Source organism: Serratia sp. CY55921 (assembly GCF_052167655.1).
Lineage (GTDB): Bacteria > Pseudomonadota > Gammaproteobacteria > Enterobacterales > Enterobacteriaceae > Serratia > Serratia ureilytica.
In genome coordinates, this window is the sequence record NZ_JBJNMU010000001.1 from 1,746,516 (window position 1) to 1,765,627 (window position 19,112).

Consider the following 19,112-nt stretch of genomic DNA (forward strand, 5'->3'; position numbering starts at 1 on the left):
CTCAGGCCGCCCGCCGCACGCCGTTATTCCGCCAGCGCCAGAATGAAGGCGTACTCCAACGCAATATCCTCATAGGCCTTGAAGCGGCCGGATTTGCCGCCGTGGCCGGCATCCATGTCGGTATACAGCAGCAGCTGCCGATCGTCGGTTTTCAGCTCGCGCAGCTTGGCCACCCACTTGGCCGGCTCCCAATACTGCACCTGCGAATCGTGCAGGCCGGTGGTCACCAGCAGATGCGGGTACTCCTGCGCTTTCACCTGATCGTACGGGCTGTACTGCTTGATGTAGTCGTAATAGGCCTGCTCGTTCGGGTTGCCCCACTCGTCGTATTCGCCGGTGGTCAGCGGAATGGACTCATCCAGCATGGTGGTCACCACGTCGACGAACGGCACCTGCGCCACCACGCCGTGGAACAACTGCGGCGCCTGGTTGATCACCGCGCCCATCAGCAGGCCGCCCGCGCTGCCGCCCATCGCGAACACTCGCTTGCCGTCGCCGTACCCTTGGGCGACCAGCGTTTCGGTCACGTCGATAAAGTCGTTGAAGGTGTTCTGCTTGTTGAACAACTTGCCGTCTTCATACCACAGCTGCCCCAGCTCGCCGCCGCCGCGAATGTGCGCCAACGCGAACACGACACCGCGATCCAGCAGGCTCAGGCGGCTGGCGCTGAACGCTGGATCCATGCTGCTGCCGTAAGAGCCGTAGCCATACACCATCAGCGGGTTGGCGCCGCGCTGGAAGCTGTCCTGGCGATACACCAGCGAAACCGGCACCTCGACGCCGTCGCGCGCCTTCACCCACACCCGCTCGCTGCGGTAGTTTTCCGGCGTGAAATTCTTCACTTCCTGCTGTTTGAGCATCGTCCGCTCGCCGCTGTCCATGTTCAGCTCGTACAGCGTGGTCGGGGTGGTCATCGACGAATAGCCGTAGCGCAGCAGCGCGGTTTCCGGATCCGGGTTATACGCCAGCCAGGTGGTGTAAGTCGGATCGTCGAAGGCGATGCGCTTCTCTTCGCCGCTTTGCCAGTGGATTTGGCGCAGCAGCGTCAGGCCGGCATTGCGCTCTTCCACCACCAGCCAATCGCGGAACAGGCTGAAGCCCTCCAGCATCACGTCGGCGCGCGGGGCGATCAGCGTCTGCCACTGCGCTTCGTCCGCCTGCTCGCTTTGGTACAGGCCGAAGTTCTTGCCGTCCTTATTGGAGCGGATATAGAAATGCTGGTGATAGTGATCGATGGCGTACTCGTGATCCTTGCGGCGCGGCACGAACAGCTGCGGTTTGGCGTCCGCACGATCGGCATCCAGCAACAGGATCTCCGAGGTGGTGGTGCTGCTCAGGTGGATCAGAATAAAGCGCTCGGAGGTGGTCTTCTCCAGCCCGACGTAGAAGGTATCGTCCTGCTCTTCGTAAATCAGCTCGTCCTGCTGCGGATCGCTGCCCACCACGTGGCGATAAACCTGATACGGCAACAGCGTCTTGGCGTGCTTGCGCACGTAGTACACCGTCGAGGAATCGTTGGCCCACTCGAAGCTGCCGGAGGTGTTTTCCAGCACTTCGTCGGCCCAGCTGCCGTCGGCCAGGTTCTTGAAACGAATGTCATACTGGCGGCGCGACAGGAAATCCTCCGCCACCCCCAGACGCTGGTTGTCGGGGCTGACGTCCAGCCCGCCCAGGGTGTAAAACTCGTGGTTCTCGGCGCGTTGGTTGCCGTCGATAAGCACATCCCACTGCTCGCTCTCGGCCTGCGGCTGGCGCACATAAATCGCGTATTCGTTGCCCGGCTCGTAGCGCGTCTGATAGCGATAGCCGTGGCGCACGTAAGGCACCGAATGTTCCTGCTGCGGGATGCGCGCCACCATCTCTTCGTACAGGGCTTCGCGCAGCGCCTGCTGCGGCTTCAACATCGCATCGGTGTAGGCATTCTCCGCCTGCAGGTAGTCCAGCACCTGACGATCTGCGCGCTCATCGTCGCGCAGCCAGTAGTAGTCATCCACGCGCGTATCGCCGTGGATAGTGATGGGATAAGGCCGTTTTTCCGCTTTCGGTGGGGTCATCATTGCTAAATCATCCGCTTACATAGATTGCGGCAAGAGTGACACGATTCCCCCCGGCTTGCCAAGCGGCGCTATGCCAGCTCGCGCTTTTTCTCGTTGACGTCGCTCTCGATGCCCTGTTTGACGTCCGCCGGGATCTTCAGCGCCTGCGCCAGCGCATCAAGATAGCCGCGCTCCATAAAGTGATCGACGTCGATTACCAGGCAACTCAGGTAATAAACCTCCAGCGCCTCGTCTTCGTTTTGCACGCTGCGGGCGATTAACGCCGGGTTGAGCGGCTGGTCGAGCGCTTCCTGCACCCAGCCCTGCGCCTCTTCCCCCACCTGCAGCTGCGCCAGGCTGTGATCGATGGCGCGCTGCTCGTCGGCATCGATATGGCCGTCGCTTTTGGCGGCGAACACCAGCGCCTGCACTAAACGCTTGGCGCGCAGATCCACCGGCGTGGTTTGCAAACCGAACTGCGGTTCGTCCTGATGGGTCTCTTTCACCCGCTGCTTGTACTTGTTCCATAGCACCGCGCCCACCGCCGCGCTGCCGCCGATAATCAGCGCATTCTTGCCGAACTTACCCACCAGCTTGCGCGAAGATTTGTTGGCCAACAGCACGCCGACCAGGCCGCCCAGCGCGGTGGGCGCCAGCAGCTTGCCGATGCCTTCTGCCCCGCCCATCGCGCCAGCCTTCTGCCCGATCAACGTTTGAATCTGCTGCATCCAGTTACTTTTCATCATCTACCCCTTGCGTGAGAAAACGCGGCGCGCAGGCGCGGCCGAACCGACGGTAAACCGCCAGATTAGGGGATCTTTTGTCAATTTACGTCTGGGGGATGCAAACCTGTGTTTAGCGGGCCGGGCGGCCCGCCTGGATGGCTGCGGCGTTACGCGTCTTCGTCGCCCGCTTCGTCGTCCTGCTCGTACTCGGCCAGCTCGTCGCGCATCGCCTGGAGGGCATCGCGGGTCATCAGCGCCAGCGTGCGGTAGAAACCGGTGGTGGCGTGCGCTTCCACTTTGCCGAGGAAGCGGCCGCACCACGGCAGCAGGAACTCGTCGAACAGCGCGATCTGCGCCTGCGCTTCATCTTCCTGCGACTGATCTTCCAGCCAGGACGCCGCCAGCAGCAGCTGGCCGAAATGGTCGGCCGGCGCCTCAGCCAGCGGCATGCCGCGCTGCTGCAGGAAGGCGCGCACTTCAGCCTCGCTTGCGCCTTCGACATAGTCGGAGCGGAACGGCGGCACGCTGCATTCGCTGCCGACGAACATCGCATTGAAGTCGGTCGCCAGTTGGTTGACGTCGCCGCCCTGCTGCAGGCGCTTGAGCAGGTCATCCTGCTCCAGCGGCCAGTGCTGCTGCAGCTTGCCCTCTTTAATCAGCGCGAACAGCGGCACCAACAGCGGATCCTGCGGCTGGCGGTAGAACAGCGTACCCAGCACGCGGCAGACAATCGAAAACTCATTCATGATAAAGCCTTATTCAATACGGAAAATTTTGCCGGGACGATGTCACAAATCGGCCAATTCCGCAATCGCCGGCTTGCCGCGCCGCTCGAGAAAATCCAGCAGCCGGCGCGGGCTGACGTTGAGAATGCGCTCCTGCGGGAAGCCCACCTCTTCGATAATGCGCTCGCAGTGCTCAAAGTTACCCAGCGAAAAGGCGACGTGCGAATCCGAACCCAGCGCCAGCCAGCCGCCGGCGTCGCGCACCGCGGCGGCGATCGCCCGACAGTTGGCCTCGCTGCCCTTGCGGGAGTGGGTGAACGACGAGTTATTCAGCTCCAGCGCCACCTCGTATTTGGCCGCCGCCGCCGCGACGGCGGGAATGTCGATCGGATAACGCGGGTTGCCGGGGTGGCTGATGATATGCACGTCCCCCTGCGCCATCGCGGCGATCATCGCTTCAGTATTGGACGCTTTATCCTGCGGCGCAAACACCGGCTCATGGAAACCGGCGATGATCACGTCGGTGGCCGTCAGCATCGGGCCGGTGCAGTCGATATCGCCCTGCAGGTTTTTGATGTTGGCTTCGATACCGCGCAAAATGCCCACGCCGTTCACCCGGCGCGGCCAAACGTGCATGTTCATAAAGTGCCAGTAGTGCGGCGCATCGGCCATGTCCGGGCCGTGATCGGTGATGGCGAACAGCTGGATGCCCTTTTGCCGGGCTTCGGCGATGTAATCGTGCAGCGTGCTGTAAGCGTGCGTGCTGGCGACGGTGTGCATATGCAAATCAACGGGATACATTGTTTCTCCTTCCAGAGGGCCTGCCCGCAGCGGTGCGGGCGGGCGCGATGACGGTGTCAGCTTATCAGTTACCGAACGGCGGCTGAAGGATCAGTACCCCCGTTGCCTGTCGACCACGCCGGCAGGGGTATGCCCCGCCTCCAGCGCGCGAATGTTGGCGGCGATCTGATCCATCGCCTGCTGCGGCAACGTGATGGCAGCAATATGCGGGGTAATGGTGACACGCGGATGACGCCAGAACGGGTGATCCTGCGGCAGCGGCTCGCGGGCGAACACGTCCAGCGTGGCGGCGGCCAGTTGCCCCTGTTCCAACGCCGCCAGCAGATCGGCTTCCACCAGGTGCGCGCCGCGCGCGATGTTGATGAGGTAGGCGCCCGCGCTCAACTGTGCGAACAGCTCGCGGTTGAGGATGCCAACGGTCTCCGGCGTATTGGGCAGCAGGTTGATCAGCAGTTTGACGCCGTCGAGGAAGGCCGCGCGCTGATCCTCCCCGGCGAAGCTTTGCACGCCGTCAATCTGTTTGGCGCTGCGGCTCCAGCAGCGCACGCTAAAGCCAAACTCGGTCAGCTTACGCGCCACGCTCTGCCCCAGCACGCCGGCGCCGAGGATGCCGATGGGGAAATCATCCAGCGAGTGCGGATCGAGCGGCTGCCATTCCTGCCGCTGCTGCAACGCCTGATACTCGTCGAAACGGCGGAAATAGCGCAGCACATAGCTCAACGCATATTCCTGCATCTGCTGCGCCATGCCGGTATCCTCCAGCCGCAGCAGCGGCACGCCGGCGGGCAGCGTGCCGGGGTGTTTGCGCTCCTGATCGAGAATGGCGTCGACGCCGGCGCCGAGGGCGAACACCGCTTTCAGATCGCGGCGGTTGGCTAACATCTCGTGCGGCGGGCGCCATACCAGCGCGTAATCCGCCGGCCGCTCGTCGCCGCGCTGCCATTCGCGGATCTCGGCCTGCGGCAGGCGTTGCTTGATGCCGGTCAGCCATTCCTGGGCGTTAAATAAGGGATGGTAATAGATGATGTTCATACTGCGGGCTCCCGTTTGTTTTTATTGGTTTTCCTTCAGCCTTCCGCGATTCATCGCCGGATGCAAGCGTTAAAGCCCAAAATAAAAACAGCCCCGACCAGTGGGGCTGTTGTGCATGTGCGCAAAATCAGGCGGCAGACGCGCCGTCGCGCCGGATAAGACGCCGCAACAGCGGAATTAAAATCAGCATCGCCACGCCGACGCCCGTCGCCCCCCAACCCAGCGCGCTGAAGATTTCGCTGTAGCCGGGATTGGTTTGCAGCGGCGTGCTGCCGCTATTTTCCGGCATCAGGCCGGATACGTAGCCCGCCAACACCGAAGCGACGCCGGTCACCATCATCCAGCAGCCCATCATCACGCCCTGATAGCGCGGCGGCGCCAGCTTGCCGATCATCGCGTAACCGATCGGCGAGATCATCAATTCACCGACGCTTTGCAGCACATAGCTGATGACGATCCATTTAAACGCCACCAGCCCGTCGCCGCCCGCCATGCTGATGCCCAGCGGCAATACCAGCATGCCGAGCCCGATGCAAAACAGCGATCCGGAGAACTGCAGCGGAATGTCGATGTTGCAGCCGCGAGCGCGCAGGCGGTTGAACCACCAGGCCAGCAGCGGGCCGCCCACCACGATCACCAGCGTGTTGATGTTCTGGATCCACTGCGGCGCCACCTGAATGCCGTAAACGTTCAGATTGATGTTGTGCTCGGAGAATAGCATCAGCCCCATCGGCGCCAGCTGATACAGCGCCCAGAACACCAGCGACCCCAGCGCCAGGATCAGATAGGCCGCCATTCTGCGGCGCTCATCGCGCGGATGGTGGCGCAGCGTCACGACGCACAGCATCAGGAAGATCAGCGCGCCGAGCACGATCACGAAATGGCCGCTGAACTCGGCATGGGTCAGCATCACGCGGATAATCGGCACCAGCGCCACCAGCACCGCCAACCCGACCAGCATGCGCCAGCGGTATTGGCTGCGGCTGGCGTCGTGGAGCGGCGTATTGAGATCGGCCAGAATGCGCCAGCGACAGACGGCGACGATGATCGCCGCCGCGTTGCCCAGCGTGGCGAACAGGAACAGCGCGCGATAATTTTCCGTCAGTTGGAAATACCCGGCCACGGTAAAGCCAACGAAGAACCCGAGGTTCATGCCGGCGTAATTCCACAGGAACGCCGATTCGCGCCGATCATCGTCCGGTTTGAAACGCTGGGTGAGCATCATATTGATGCAGGTCACGTTGAGACCGCTGCCGGTCAGGAACATCGCCAGCCCCCAGTACAACCCCCACACGCCCGCGACGGCAATCAGCGCGCAGCCGAACACCTGCAGCACCATACCGAGCACGAACAGGTTGCGGTTGCTGAGGAAACGGCCGCCGAGATAGCCGCCGAACATGTGCAGGCCATAGTTGAAGGCGCCGAACACGCCCATCATGGCATTGGCGCTGCTTTCGTTGAAACCCAATCGCTTGGTGGCGTACAGCACCAGCGTGGAATAGAGCACGGCGAAACCCAGCGTGGCGAAGATCTGGATGAAGAACAGCGCCCCCGCGCCGGGGGGAATGGCATGGCGCGCTTGCGGCGCCGGTATGGCATCTGAAGGAGTCAAAACGAACCTCTACTGCATTATTATGTAATGAGTCTGTCCCTGTCTGCGGTATCGCCGGCCTGTCACTCGGCAATCTGCGCGGCGACGTGATGTTCCTTGCCAAAAACGCCGCGCCGACATGATTCCATTTAGCGACACATCTGACTAATAATCCAGTATTAATGCATATAACAGCAGACAACCTAACGTCAGTGGCGATATATTGAGCTACCTGTACAGAAAAAGGTCAAACAATCGTCTTTTATGGATTCCGACTGCGGTCTACCCTGCCCACGTGTGGCCACGAGTGAGAATATCGTTCGGTAAATCAGCAAATTGCTGCAAGTTTGGCTAAACAGTCATGAGAATGAAATAAGAGGGTTGACGCTGGGATCAGATTCTCCTACATTAGCGCCCGTCGACAGCGCAAAGCGTTATCGGCAATAAAACGGTGAGGTGTCTGAGTGGCTGAAGGAGCACGCCTGGAAAGTGTGTATACGCGAAAGTGTATCGAGGGTTCGAACCCCTCTCTCACCGCCAAATTTAAAGAGAAAGCCTGGATTCGCGTCCAGGCTTTTTTTGCATGGCGCACCGCCGAGAGGGGTGAGAAGCCTCGACAGGGTTCGACAAAACGCCCGCGTTTTGGACCGTGTAAGCATCCCGGCTTCAGTTCCACGCACTTTTTGAGAGTTCCGCTTTTTCAGCCATCAGCCGGTACTCTTCCGGCGTCAGGTTGTTCAGGGATTCATGAGGCCGCTCGTTGTTATATTCCATCAGCCAGCGCTCGGTAATTTCCCGTGCTTCATTCAGTGTTCTGAACAGGTAAAAATCCAGGATTTCTGTCCGGTATGTCCGGTTGGATCGTTCGATAAACGCATTTTGTGTAGGCTTACCCGGCTTTATAAATTCGAGCTGCACACCATGTTCTTCGGCCCATAGTGCCAGCACCAGTGAGACCAGTTCTGGCCCGTTGTCCATCCGCATTTTCAGCGGTTTGCCACGATCCTGTCCAGTACCCGGACGACTCTCTGAGCCGGGATATTCAGGTCAATTTCTATCGCCAGCGCTTCACGGTTAAAATCCTCCACCACATTGAAGGTCCGGAAACGTCTACCGCAGACCAGCGCGTTGTGCATAAAATCAATGGACCAGCTCTCGTTTAACGCTTGTGGTGTCGCCAGTGGTGCTGGATTACGCACTGGCAGCCGCTGTTTTACCTTACGACGAAAATTCAGTTTCAGCAGGCAGTAAATCCGGTGAACGCGTTTGTGGTTCCAGGTATTGCCCTGCCTACTCAGTAGCTGGAACAGCTTCTTAAAACCGTAGCGCGGATAGCGTTCTGCCAGTTCAATTAGCGCACAAATCACCGGTTCATCACGCCGGGTATCGGGCTGATAAAAATAGACCGCCCTGCTCAGCGATAATGTCCTGCAGGCCTGACGTAAACTCATGGCAAATTGCGCCGTCAGATAGCTGACGAGTTCACGCTTTATCGCTGGCTTTAAAGCTTTTTTTCGATGACGTCTTTAAGCGCGCGGGACTCAAGGCTGAGATCAGCAAACATCTGTTTAAGCCTCCGATTCTCATCTTCCAGATCTTTGATTTTTTTAATATCGCCACTTCCATTCCGCCATACTTTGCCTTCCAGTTGTAATAGCTGGCTTCCGAAATGACGGCTTCACGGCACACATCCTTGACGGTACGTCCGGCTTCAACGGACTTCAATACGGCGATGATCTGGTGTTTAGTGAATCGGATCTTACGCATAGCGCTCTCCTCAGGAGGCATAATCAGTATGTCGGAAGATCTCTAAAAGTGAATGTGCCGTTTTGCAGGGATGCTTACAGAGAGTCCCCCTTCGACAGAGCTCAATAACATTTATTTTTCTTAAATAAGGGGGGGGTCAAATGAAAATTATATTTCATGAGCAACTAGCTTGCTATCATCGGGTATATAACTTATAGCTATCATCACCATTCACCCAGTATAAATAAAGCCCCACTCCTTAATAAGAAATAGAAACTGCGCACACCTCATAAATTTCCATGTAAAAAATATCAATACAACCCATTAATAAAAAAATAAGGCATATTAAATAAACACTCACTAAACTTGATCCAATCTATTTTAATGAGGTTAACATCATGGTATCATTAACATTAGTGAAAAATCAATAAAAATTGATGATTACACTTTACAGGCTATAAATTAAATTTGCGAGGTAGAAATGGACATTAATTTAAGTGGACTCGATCCTTTATCTCTTCTCACAGTTAAGCAAGATGATACAGACAGGATGAGTAATGTCTTGAGTGAAGCAGCAAAGGGAACCGTTTCAAATATACTTAAGAGTTACACCGGATTTTTTGACATTTTATCAGAACCAATCCAAAATGCCCTGGATTCAACTCAAAATCTTTTTAGAAATAGTGATGGCAATTACTCACCAAAAATTTGGATAGAGATATCTATAAAAGATGGCTACGTCCGTATCATTGACAATGGAACTGGGATGGACAAACAGCAGTTCTGTTATTGTCTAACTCCAAATGTGAGTTTTAAAAAAGGACAAAATTTAAGGGGTAATAAAGGGGTAGGTGCAACCTTCCTTGCCTATGGCTTCAATTACTTATCTCTTCAAAGCAAAAAGGGAGACATTAAAAATTCGATCGTCCTACGAGGGGGGCGTTTATGGGTTGAAGATCACTCTGGAAAAATGGAGAGGCCAAAATTCCAAGTTGAGAATTTTTTAGTAGATGAGCTTGAAAACGAAAATTCTGGGACATGCATTGAAATTAGACTAAGTGGCAAGGGCGGAGAAAAACCAAAAAAACTTGATTGGCACGGGGCTTCAAGTGCAGCTCAATGGTTTGATATATTAAGAGTTGTATCGCCACTAGGTGGGGTTTATTTAGAATCTGAAGCATTTAAACCAGAAGTTCAGCTCCGTGTTATAGATTACTCAGGATCGATAACGGAAGTTAAACAGTCAAACTGTGAGTTCTTCTATCCACATGAAATTCAGAACATCAAAGTTCAAAGCCTATCCGACATAAATCATTTGATCAATAGAATTGGCGGCGATCATAAGAACATTAAAGAAAAAATGCCACCAGCATATAAAAACTTAGAGTGTATATATGACGTTTGGGACACAAATTCATTGTTAAGCTCTGACACTAGTCTATCTATTGATTTCGACACCGATGAAGAATCCCTCATTAGAATGCATAAAATGTGTGCATATGCTGCTCATTTAGACTCAAGAAAAACATTTTTGAAATTTAATGAGTCTCTAGGGTTACGAGCAGGCACAGAAATACTTAGAGGAGGGCTTCTCATAGCATCAGATTCAATGCCTCAAGGAGAATTATTGATAATCCCATTAAAACGCTATATAGGATATCAGAGGAATACTTTTGTAATCATACATTTAACTCAAGGCAATCCCGACTTGGGAAGAAAAGTATTTCAACCTGAGATCAAGAGCTTAGCAGAGAAAATATCAGAGAAGCTAACAAATCACTTACTGAAGTTTCGTGAGTATGTAAGGCAAGATACAGGTTCAGCACCAACTCTTCTACCTAATCGAGCCTTACACGATTGGAAAAAAAACCAGGAGATATGGAGAGACTCTAACCCATCCGGATTTGAATCAATAAATAGCAATTTATCATACCTATCAATACCAAGAGAAGAGCAAGATGTCGTTGCAATCTATAATCAAATGGTGGGTGCTGGATTAATTCGTGGCTTACACTTTTACTCAACCACTCACCATGATAAATATGACGCATTAATAGAATACAATTATCAAGATGAGTCCTACCTCTTTGAGGTTGAAAAACAACCTCTAGGTGTACGCAATGACTTGCCTCTTCCATATCAGTCTGAACCGAAAGTTCTCGAGTATAAATTTGATTTCGATTCAATTCTTGATGATTTTGATAAAGAGATAAAGTTTTATGACCACGTAGATTTTGTCGTTTGTTGGACAGCAAGTGGGAAATACAGAGAACAACTATCACTAAGACCTATCCTACCAGAATATGAAGGTAATGTTCGAGAATATTACGCCAGTACCCATCAGGCATTTATGCCAGGAAGAGAGAGACCTGTTTTCGAAGTATGCGTGCTTGAAGAGTTATTAAAATATTTATCTGATAAAGATGATGCAGTTGCACAACAGCTAAGTAAATATAGTGTAGATATGTAAAGATACATCTAGAGAACGCAGCTAATGCCGTTGTAGCTGCGCTCTCTAATGATCAGCAATGGCAATGCTGGAAGATCGCTCCTCTTTCTCGTAGCCACAAGATACTCATTCTCACCGATTCCCCATAAGACATGACTCTATCTTACTATCATCTTTGATGATCTTCGACGTGTGGTTCGCCGCAGTTTTCAGCAAAGTGCGCACAGCTTGAGCGGACAAGCAAAAACACAGAAATTATTCTTGACCGGATCGGCCCCACTCCCTATAGTAGCGCCCCGTTGCAGCGATGATTTCGCAACAAAAAAATATGGTGAGGTGTCCGAGTGGCTGAAGGAGCACGCCTGGAAAGTGTGTATACGCGAAAGTGTATCGAGGGTTCGAATCCCTCCCTCACCGCCATATTCTACGAAGAAGCCTGAACTCGCGTTCAGGCTTTTTTGTTTGCATAGCGCATCAACCGGGAGGGTGAGAATCCTCGACAGGGTTCGACAAAACGCCCGCGTTTTGGACCGCCAACGGCGGCCCGCAGGGTGAGCGTAGCGAATCAATCCCTCCCTCACCGCCATATTCTACGAAGAAGCCTACCATCACTTTCCTGATGGGTTTAATTTAAAAACCACTTAAATTAAACTCTATTTTCTTGAGAACGTCTCGGCAATCACGTCAAACGTATTTACTTAGAGTAAATGTAGAGATATATTTATCCCCATTAGCATCTTTCTACTTAGATGATTAGATAAATATATGCATTATCAACTCAACAAAAAATAAAAATAGGTTAGAAATGAAATCACAAACAGCAAAAAATTTTTCTGAATTTGTCGATATAGTGGAGAGACTTGGCAATGACTCGGAGCTGATGCTATTCAGGGGGCAAGCAGAAAAAGGTAATTTACTGCCAAGTATAGCGCGAAAAAATCCAAAAACCGACTCAACAAGTGCTGAGCAAGAATTAATAAAAGAGTTAAAGCGAATGGGCGCATCGATTCTACCTAAAAATGATCTTGATGATTGGGATCTCTTAGTAATAGCACAACACTTCGGCATGAAGACTCGGTTATTAGATTGGACTAGCAATCCACTTGCAGCCTTATTCTTTGCATGTAATGATTGGAAAAAAGGGGATGTTTATGTTTATGCACTGGATGCAAATCGATATCTGAAAGAGCCGCAAAAAGGACCATTTGACACAGGAAGAACACAGGTTATAAGGCCAAAGTTAAATAACCCTAGAATTATCGCGCAGCATGGTTGGTTTACTGCACATAAGTACTCAAAATCCTCTAAGAAGTTCGTTCCCCTGGAAAAAAACAATGAAATATCAGAGTCAGTTCAAGAAATAAAAATCCCAGAAGATACCAGGGAAAAACTATTAAAATCTCTAGACAGACATGGTGTCAGTAGCCGAACCTTATTCCCTGATTTGGAAGGGCTCTGTAAATATATAAACTGGAAAAACGAGACAAACTAATATCAAAACTTAACTGTAAAAATTTCGAGTTACTCAAAAAGTCATTTAGATGCTAACAAAAAAGCCCGAACGCAAATTCAGGCTTTTTTATTCCCACTGCCAAACCGCTCAGTGGTGCGTGCATCTCACCGCCGTCGGCTGCGCCAGTGCGCGGCGCCAGTCCCCCGGCGTTTGGCCGAACTGGCGTTTGAAACTGCGGTTGAACGACTGCTGTGAGTCGAAGCCGAGCGAGATCGCCACGCTAACGATCGGTTCGCCGCTGTTGGCCAAGCGCTCCGCCGACACCTTCAGTTTTTGCATGCGGATATACTCCCCCAACGCATAGCCGGTCTGGCGCTTGAACATGCGCTGCAGATGCCATTTGGAGTAGCCCGCGCGGTCCGCTACGGTGTTGATATCCAGTTTTTCTTCCAGATTGTTGTCGATCCACGTCTTCAAATCGGTAATGAAACCCGTCGTGTTCATGCTGATGCTCCCATCATGTCGGCAGGGTCCCCCTCTGCCCAGTGCGCATACGTTGCAACAGTTTCGCTTTAAATGCAATTTTTATTATTGCATTTACCAGAAAGCCGCCTCTATACTCCACCCAATTAATGTAACCGATATTGATACATTAATGTGACACCAATATGTTTCAAAACCTAACGTTGCGCCATGACAAAGCGCGGCGCCCCTTCCGCCGAACGCCGGCATGAAGGGAAAAGCCCGGAAAACAGGGCTGGGTATGGGGCCAGACAGCGCTTACTTATCGGAATAAAAATAATGCCAAATCAACCAAACTCATCGTTCAACGCCGGCGGCCGCACGCGCGCCTTCGCTCTGGGCCAGCGGCTCTCCGGGGTGGCGCTGCTGGCCGCCCTGCTCGCCGGGTGTGACAACAGCGTCGCGCACAACGCCCCGCCACCGCCGCCGGTGGTCAGCGCCGCCAGCGTGGTGGTCAAACCGATCAGCCAGTGGGATGCGTTCAATGGCCGGGTCGAAGCGGTGCAAAGCGTACAGCTGCGCCCGCGGGTTTCCGGCTACATCGAGCGGGTCAACTACACCGAAGGCGACGAGGTGAAGAAAGGCCAGGTGCTGTTCACCATTGACGATCGCACCTACCGCGCCGCGCGCGAACAGGCGCAGGCGGAGCTGGTGCGGGCGCGCAATCAGGCAGCCCTCGCGCGCAGCGAATCTTCGCGAACCGAGAAACTGATCGGCACTCAGGCCATCTCGCAAGAGGTGTGGGAACAGCGCCGTTCGTCCGCCGCGCAGGCGCAAAGCAACGTGCTGGCGGCGCAGGCCCAGCTCGATATGGCGCAGCTTAATCTCGACTTTACCCGCGTCACCGCCCCGATCGACGGGCGCGCCAGCCGCGCGATGATCACCGCCGGCAACCTGGTCACCGCCGGCGACAGCGCCAGCGTGCTGACGACGCTGGTATCGCTCGATAAGGTTTACGTCTATTTCGACGTGGATGAGGCGACCTTCCTGCGCTATCAGCAGCAGGGTCGGCATGACGCCCGCTTGCCGGTGAAGGTGGGCCTGGTGGGCGAAGACGGCACCCCGCACCAAGGGCTGGTGGATTTCACCGATAACCAACTGAACGCCGGTACCGGCACCATCCGCATGCGCGCCCTGCTCGACAACCGCGATCGTCGCTTCACGCCGGGGCTGTTCGCACGCGTGCAGATGCCCGGCAGCGCCGAGTTCAACGCCATGCTGATCGACGATAAAGCGGTCATGACCGACCAAAACCGCAAGTTCGTTTACATCGTCGATAAAGACGGTAAGGCGCAGCGCCGCGACATCGACGTGGGCCGCATGGCCGAAGGATTGCGCATCGTGCAGAAAGGGTTGGCAAACGGCGATCGGGTGATCGTCGACGGCATGCAGAAAGTGTTTATGCCGGGCATGCCGGTCGACGCGAAAAGCGTCGCGATGACCACCACCGCTTCCGCACTTAACTAAGCCCCCAGCCGAGACTTCTGACCCATGGACTTTTCCCGTTTTTTCATCGACCGGCCGATCTTCGCCGCAGTGCTGTCGATACTGATTTTTGTCGCCGGGGTGATCGCCATTCCGCTGCTGCCGATCAGCGAGTACCCGGACGTGGTGCCGCCCAGCGTGCAGGTGCGCGCCGAATACCCGGGCGCCAACCCGAAAGAGATCGCTGAAACGGTGGCCACGCCGCTGGAAGAAGCGATCAACGGTGTCGAAAACATGATGTACATGAAATCGGTCGCCGGTTCCGACGGCGTGCTGGTGACCACCGTCACCTTCCGCCCCGGCACCGATCCCGATCAGGCGCAGGTGCAGGTGCAAAACCGCGTGGCACAGGCCGAAGCGCGCCTGCCGGAAGATGTGCGCCGCCAGGGCATCACTACCCAGAAACAGTCTCCGGCGCTGACGCTGGTGGTGCATCTGGTATCGCCTTCCGGCAAGTACGACTCGCTGTACCTGCGCAACTACGCCACCCTGAAGGTCAAGGATGAACTGGCTCGCCTGCCGGGCGTCGGCCAGGTGCAGATCTTCGGCGCCGGCGAATACGCAATGCGCATCTGGCTCGATCCGAACAAGGTCGCCGCGCGCGGGCTGACCGCCTCCGACGTGGTGAGCGCCATGCAGGAGCAGAACGTGCAGGTCTCCGCCGGCCAGCTCGGCGCGGAGCCGATGCCGACGCGCAGCGACTATCTGCTGTCGATCAACGCCCAGGGCCGCCTGCAAACCGAAGAAGAGTTCGGCAACATCATTCTCAAGAGCGGCGATAACGGCGAGATCGTGCGGCTGCGCGACGTGGCGCGCATCGAAATGGGTTCCGGCAGCTACGCGCTGCGCGCCCAGCTCAATAACAAGGATGCGGTCGGCATCGGCATCTTCCAGTCGCCGGGCGCCAACGCCATAGAGCTGTCGGATGCGGTGCGCGGCAAGATGGCCGAGCTGGCGACCCGCTTCCCGGACGGCATGAGCTGGAAATCGCCGTACGATCCGACGGTGTTCGTGCGCGATTCGATCCGCGCGGTGGTGGATACCCTGCTGGAAGCGGTGATCCTGGTGGTGCTGGTGGTCATTCTGTTCCTGCAGACCTGGCGCGCTTCGATCATTCCGCTGTTGGCGGTCCCGATCTCCGTGGTCGGTACCTTCGCCGCACTGTATCTGCTCGGCTTCTCGCTCAACACCCTCAGCCTGTTCGGGCTGGTGCTGGCGATCGGCATCGTGGTGGATGACGCCATCGTGGTGGTGGAGAACGTCGAGCGCAATATCGAAGAGGGGTTGTCGCCGCTGGCGGCGGCGCACCAGGCGATGCGCGAGGTCTCCGGCCCGATCATCGCCATCGCCGTGGTGCTGTGCGCGGTGTTCGTACCGATGGCTTTCCTTTCGGGCGTCACCGGCCAGTTCTACAAACAGTTCGCCGTCACCATCGCCATCTCGACGGTGATCTCCGCCATCAACTCGCTGACCCTGTCGCCGGCGTTGGCGGCGCGCTTGCTGAAGCCGCACGGCGCGCCGAAAGATCTGCCGTCGCGCCTGATCGACCGGCTGTTCGGCTGGCTGTTCCGGCCGTTCAACCGCTTCTTCGCCAGCGGCTCGCAGCGTTATCAGCACGGGGTATCCCGCGTGCTGGGCCGACGCGGCGCAGTGTTCGTCGTCTACCTGCTGCTGCTGGTCGCCGCCGGGGTGATGTTCAAGACCGTGCCCGGCGGCTTTATCCCGACGCAGGACAAGCTGTATCTGATTGGCGGCGTTAAGATGCCGGAAGGCGCCTCGCTGGAGCGCACCGATGCGGTGATCCGCAAGATGAGCGCCATCGGCCTGAGCGTGGACGGCGTCACCGATGCGGTGGCCTTCCCCGGCCTGAACGCGCTGCAGTTCACCAATACGCCGAATACCGGCACGGTATTCTTCGCGCTGGAGTCATTGAGCACCCGTACCCGCACCGCAGCGCAGATCAACGCCGAGATCAACGCGCGCATTTCGCAGATCCAGGAAGGTTTCGCCTTCTCGATCATGCCGCCGCCGATCCTCGGCATCGGCCAGGGTTCCGGCTATTCGCTGTACGTGCAGGATCGCGGCGGGCTGGGTTACGGCGCACTGCAGACCGCGATCAACACGATGTCCGGCGCCATTATGCAAACGCCAGGCATGGGGTTCCCGATCTCCTCTTATCAGGCCAATGTGCCGCAGCTGGACGCCAAAATCGATCGCGACAAGGCCAAGGCTCAGGGGGTGCCGCTCAATGCGCTGTTCAGCACGCTGCAGACCTACCTCGGTTCGTCTTACATCAACGACTTTAACCGTTACGGCCGCACCTGGAAGGTGATGGCGCAGGCCGACGGCCAGTTCCGCGACAGCGTGGAAGACATCGCCAACCTGCGTACCCGCAACGACAAAGGCGAAATGGTGCCGATCGGCAGTATGGTCAGCATCGGCACGACCTACGGCCCGGATCCGGTGATCCGCTACAACGGTTTCCCGGCGGCGGACCTGATCGGCGACGCCGATCCGCGCGTCCTCTCCTCTACCCAGGCGATGAGCGCACTGACGCAAATAGCCGACAAGCTGTTGCCGAACGGCATGAACATCCAGTGGACCGATCTGAGCTACCAGCAATCGACCCAGGGCAACGCCGCGCTGGTGGTGTTCCCGGTCGCGGTGCTGCTGGCGTTCCTCGCGCTGGCGGCGCTGTATGAAAGCTGGACGCTGCCGCTGGCGGTGATCCTGATCGTGCCGATGACCATGCTATCGGCGCTGTTCGGCGTGTGGTTGACCGGCGGCGACAACAACGTGTTCGTGCAGGTCGGGTTGGTCGTTCTGATGGGGCTGGCCTGCAAGAACGCTATTCTGATCGTCGAGTTCGCCCGCGAGCTGGAAATGCAGGGCAAAGGCATCGTCGAGGCGGCACTGGAAGCCTGTCGCCTGCGGTTGCGACCGATCGTGATGACCTCCATCGCCTTCATCGCCGGCACCATCCCGCTGATCCTCGGCCACGGCGCCGGCGCCGAAGTGCGCGGCGTCACCGGCATCACGGTGTTCTCCGGCATGCTGGGGGTCACGCTGTTCGGGCTGTTCCTGACGCCGGTGTTCTACGTCACCCTGCGTCGCCTGGTGGCACGCAAAACGCAGACGCAGACGGCGTAATCCTCGTCTTAACATGCAAAAAGGTCGGGCATTGCCCGACCTTTTTTTATGCATGCGAACCGCGATTATTTATCGGCGGTTTCAGCCTCTTGCGCAGCGGCATATTCCGCACAGGCGCGCTTGTCACCCCGCTCCAGTTCGGCCAGCGAGTCAGCCACGGTGTGGCGCGCCAGCACCGCGAGCGAAGCCTGCTCGGCCTCGTTCACCACCGATTTGAAATACCAACAGGCGTTGGCGCTCACCAGGCAACGGGCCGGCACTTCAGGGCGTGAGGCCCAGATGCGCTTGTCGTCGATCACCGCCAGGTAGATATCCCGCAGGGTAATCTCTTCCGCCGGGCGGCCAAGGTGGATAGAGCCGTTTCGGCCCAGGGTGGAAACGATGATGCCGTCTTTGGTCAGCGGCACCATCAGTTTGCGGATAAAGCTCGGGTTAGCTTCCAGAGTGGCGGCGAGCGTGGCGCTCGTCGAACGCATGCCCTGCTTCTCAGCTACGGCGACGCTAAGGACCATTTGCAACGCTGTCGGAAAGCGAAAATCTAACATGTCGTTATCTCTGCGAGACGAAATACTCGGGTTTGGCCGGTGCGGCGATTAGCGCCGAACACACCGCTTAATCGCACAATAATATAACAAACGCGGGGGCTTTTTTGAAGTTTTGCCCAGTGATATCGCACGCAGACATTAGAACGATCGTCGAATTCGCGGGCAGACAAAAAGCAGAAACCCGCGTCAATGTTAACGCCGCTCGCTTAACCGAGTTAAACGATCAGAACTAACACTGCCCGCGGGTTTAATTCGAATGCGTCGATCAGGCTCTGTTCAGCACCAGCTGGCCGTTTTTGTCCAACGGGATTTGGGTGCCCGGATCGTGATCCATGCGGATCTTGCCCTGCTGATTCCCGATCTTGTAGGTCACGTCATAGCCCAGCATTTTCTGAGACTTGTCGTAGACCGTTTTGCAACGCTGCTGAACGCTGGTGGTGACGTCGTTATTCTGCATCGCCCCTTGCACCTGGTTACCGGCGTAGCCGCCGCCCAGAGCGCCCACCACGGTCGCCACGTCGCGTCCGCGACCGCCGCCGAACTGGTGGCCGATCACGCCGCCCGCCACTGCGCCCAGCACAGAACCGGCGATGCGGTTTTCATCCTGCACCGGTGCACGGTGCGTGACGGTGACGTTGCGGCATTCCTGACGCGGCGTTTTGATGGTTTCTTTAATCGGCGTTGCGGCGAGCACCTGCGCATATTGCGGACCGGCAGAAAAGACGTCCAGGCTGGCTACCGCGGCAATCCCCAGAGCGGCAGCGATGCCAATCCCAACACCGGCTAACATTGACTTGTTCACAGGAAACCTCCTGAAAGTGTTACCACGCATTTTTTCCGGGTCTGTTACCG

16 protein-coding genes, 2 tRNA genes and 1 other RNA gene are annotated in these 19,112 nt (G+C 56.1%); 7 read left to right on the forward strand and 12 right to left on the reverse strand.

Translation table 11 applies throughout. The features are described from left to right. Window positions 1-23 precede the first annotated feature (23 nt). From ACJ8M3_RS08470 to ACJ8M3_RS08495, 6 genes are all read right to left on the reverse strand, one after another. Window positions 24-2,057, reverse strand: coding sequence for a S9 family peptidase (locus ACJ8M3_RS08470; protein WP_089191551.1), 2,034 nt, complete (start codon window positions 2,055-2,057; stop codon window positions 24-26). A 68-nt stretch (window positions 2,058-2,125) separates the two neighbouring features. Further along, window positions 2,126-2,779, reverse strand: coding sequence for a tellurite resistance TerB family protein (locus ACJ8M3_RS08475; RefSeq protein WP_033642711.1), 654 nt, complete (start codon window positions 2,777-2,779; stop codon window positions 2,126-2,128). Between the two features lie 149 nt (window positions 2,780-2,928). After that, a complete protein-coding gene (locus tag ACJ8M3_RS08480) occupies window positions 2,929-3,507 on the reverse strand; it encodes a TorD/DmsD family molecular chaperone (protein ID WP_033642710.1) in 579 nt (192 codons plus the stop codon). 42 nt (window positions 3,508-3,549) lie between these two features. Continuing rightward, on the reverse strand, window positions 3,550-4,287 hold the full coding sequence (locus ACJ8M3_RS08485; protein ID WP_033642709.1) for a phosphatase: 738 nt from the start codon (window positions 4,285-4,287) through the stop codon (window positions 3,550-3,552). A gap of 90 nt (window positions 4,288-4,377) precedes the next feature. Then, window positions 4,378-5,319, reverse strand: a complete 942-nt coding sequence (gene ghrA, locus ACJ8M3_RS08490) for a glyoxylate/hydroxypyruvate reductase GhrA (protein ID WP_033642708.1) — start codon at window positions 5,317-5,319, stop codon at window positions 4,378-4,380. 127 nt (window positions 5,320-5,446) lie between these two features. Next, a complete protein-coding gene (locus ACJ8M3_RS08495) occupies window positions 5,447-6,913 on the reverse strand; it encodes a peptide MFS transporter (protein WP_046686867.1) in 1,467 nt (488 codons plus the stop codon). Between the two features lie 447 nt (window positions 6,914-7,360). On the opposite strand from ACJ8M3_RS08495, the gene ACJ8M3_RS08500 reads away from it, so the two are divergent. Continuing rightward, window positions 7,361-7,450: transfer RNA gene (locus tag ACJ8M3_RS08500), tRNA-Ser, on the forward strand. Between the two features lie 126 nt (window positions 7,451-7,576). Here ACJ8M3_RS08500 and ACJ8M3_RS08505 read toward each other — a convergent pair. The 3 genes from ACJ8M3_RS08505 to ACJ8M3_RS08515 are packed head-to-tail and all read right to left on the reverse strand — an operon-like array spanning window position 7,577 to window position 8,677. Beyond that, window positions 7,577-7,888 carry an integrase core domain-containing protein gene (locus ACJ8M3_RS08505; RefSeq protein WP_332108444.1) on the reverse strand — a complete coding sequence of 104 codons (312 nt, stop codon included), beginning with the start codon at window positions 7,886-7,888 and terminating at the stop codon, window positions 7,577-7,579. An 8-nt stretch (window positions 7,889-7,896) separates the two neighbouring features. Then, the gene (locus tag ACJ8M3_RS08510) at window positions 7,897-8,361 is read right to left on the reverse strand and encodes an IS3 family transposase (RefSeq protein ID WP_332108443.1); all 465 of its coding nucleotides are present in this window, start codon (window positions 8,359-8,361) and stop codon (window positions 7,897-7,899) included. A 31-nt stretch (window positions 8,362-8,392) separates the two neighbouring features. Beyond that, window positions 8,393-8,677, reverse strand: a complete 285-nt coding sequence (locus tag ACJ8M3_RS08515) for a transposase (protein ID WP_332108442.1) — start codon at window positions 8,675-8,677, stop codon at window positions 8,393-8,395. A gap of 460 nt (window positions 8,678-9,137) precedes the next feature. Between ACJ8M3_RS08515 and ACJ8M3_RS08520 the strand changes: the two genes are divergently transcribed. The 4 genes from ACJ8M3_RS08520 to ACJ8M3_RS08535 all read left to right on the forward strand — a co-directional run bounded on the left by ACJ8M3_RS08520 (window position 9,138) and on the right by ACJ8M3_RS08535 (window position 12,597). Continuing rightward, complete coding sequence (locus tag ACJ8M3_RS08520) at window positions 9,138-11,126, forward strand: ATP-binding protein (protein WP_089196928.1); 1,989 nt, start codon at window positions 9,138-9,140, stop codon at window positions 11,124-11,126. Window positions 11,127-11,435: 309 nt separating this feature from the next. After that, a tRNA-Ser gene (locus tag ACJ8M3_RS08525) sits at window positions 11,436-11,525 on the forward strand. A gap of 46 nt (window positions 11,526-11,571) precedes the next feature. Further along, a non-coding RNA gene (locus ACJ8M3_RS08530) (RtT sRNA) lies at window positions 11,572-11,691 on the forward strand. 219 nt (window positions 11,692-11,910) lie between these two features. Beyond that, entirely contained in the window at window positions 11,911-12,597 is a 687-nt protein-coding gene (locus tag ACJ8M3_RS08535; RefSeq protein ID WP_089196927.1) for an FRG domain-containing protein, read from the forward strand. A 108-nt stretch (window positions 12,598-12,705) separates the two neighbouring features. On the opposite strand, the gene ACJ8M3_RS08540 is transcribed toward ACJ8M3_RS08535, so the two are convergent. Next, window positions 12,706-13,062, reverse strand: a complete 357-nt coding sequence (locus ACJ8M3_RS08540; RefSeq protein WP_033642706.1) for a helix-turn-helix domain-containing protein — start codon at window positions 13,060-13,062, stop codon at window positions 12,706-12,708. Window positions 13,063-13,359: 297 nt separating this feature from the next. Between ACJ8M3_RS08540 and sdeA the strand changes: the two genes are divergently transcribed. Beyond that, on the forward strand, window positions 13,360-14,547 hold the full coding sequence (gene sdeA / locus ACJ8M3_RS08545) for a multidrug efflux RND transporter periplasmic adaptor subunit SdeA (protein WP_089194563.1): 1,188 nt from the start codon (window positions 13,360-13,362) through the stop codon (window positions 14,545-14,547). Window positions 14,548-14,571: 24 nt separating this feature from the next. After that, on the forward strand, window positions 14,572-17,715 hold the full coding sequence (sdeB, locus tag ACJ8M3_RS08550; protein WP_089196926.1) for a multidrug efflux RND transporter permease subunit SdeB: 3,144 nt from the start codon (window positions 14,572-14,574) through the stop codon (window positions 17,713-17,715). Between the two features lie 65 nt (window positions 17,716-17,780). On the opposite strand, the gene ACJ8M3_RS08555 is transcribed toward sdeB, so the two are convergent. Together ACJ8M3_RS08555 and ACJ8M3_RS08560 are read right to left on the reverse strand one after the other, a co-directional pair. Beyond that, window positions 17,781-18,260 (reverse strand): RrF2 family transcriptional regulator, encoded by a 480-nt coding sequence (locus tag ACJ8M3_RS08555; RefSeq protein ID WP_033642703.1) that lies wholly within the window; start codon window positions 18,258-18,260, stop codon window positions 17,781-17,783. A gap of 265 nt (window positions 18,261-18,525) precedes the next feature. Then, window positions 18,526-19,062 (reverse strand): glycine zipper 2TM domain-containing protein, encoded by a 537-nt coding sequence (locus ACJ8M3_RS08560; protein ID WP_004928798.1) that lies wholly within the window; start codon window positions 19,060-19,062, stop codon window positions 18,526-18,528. Window positions 19,063-19,112: the final 50 nt, after the last annotated feature.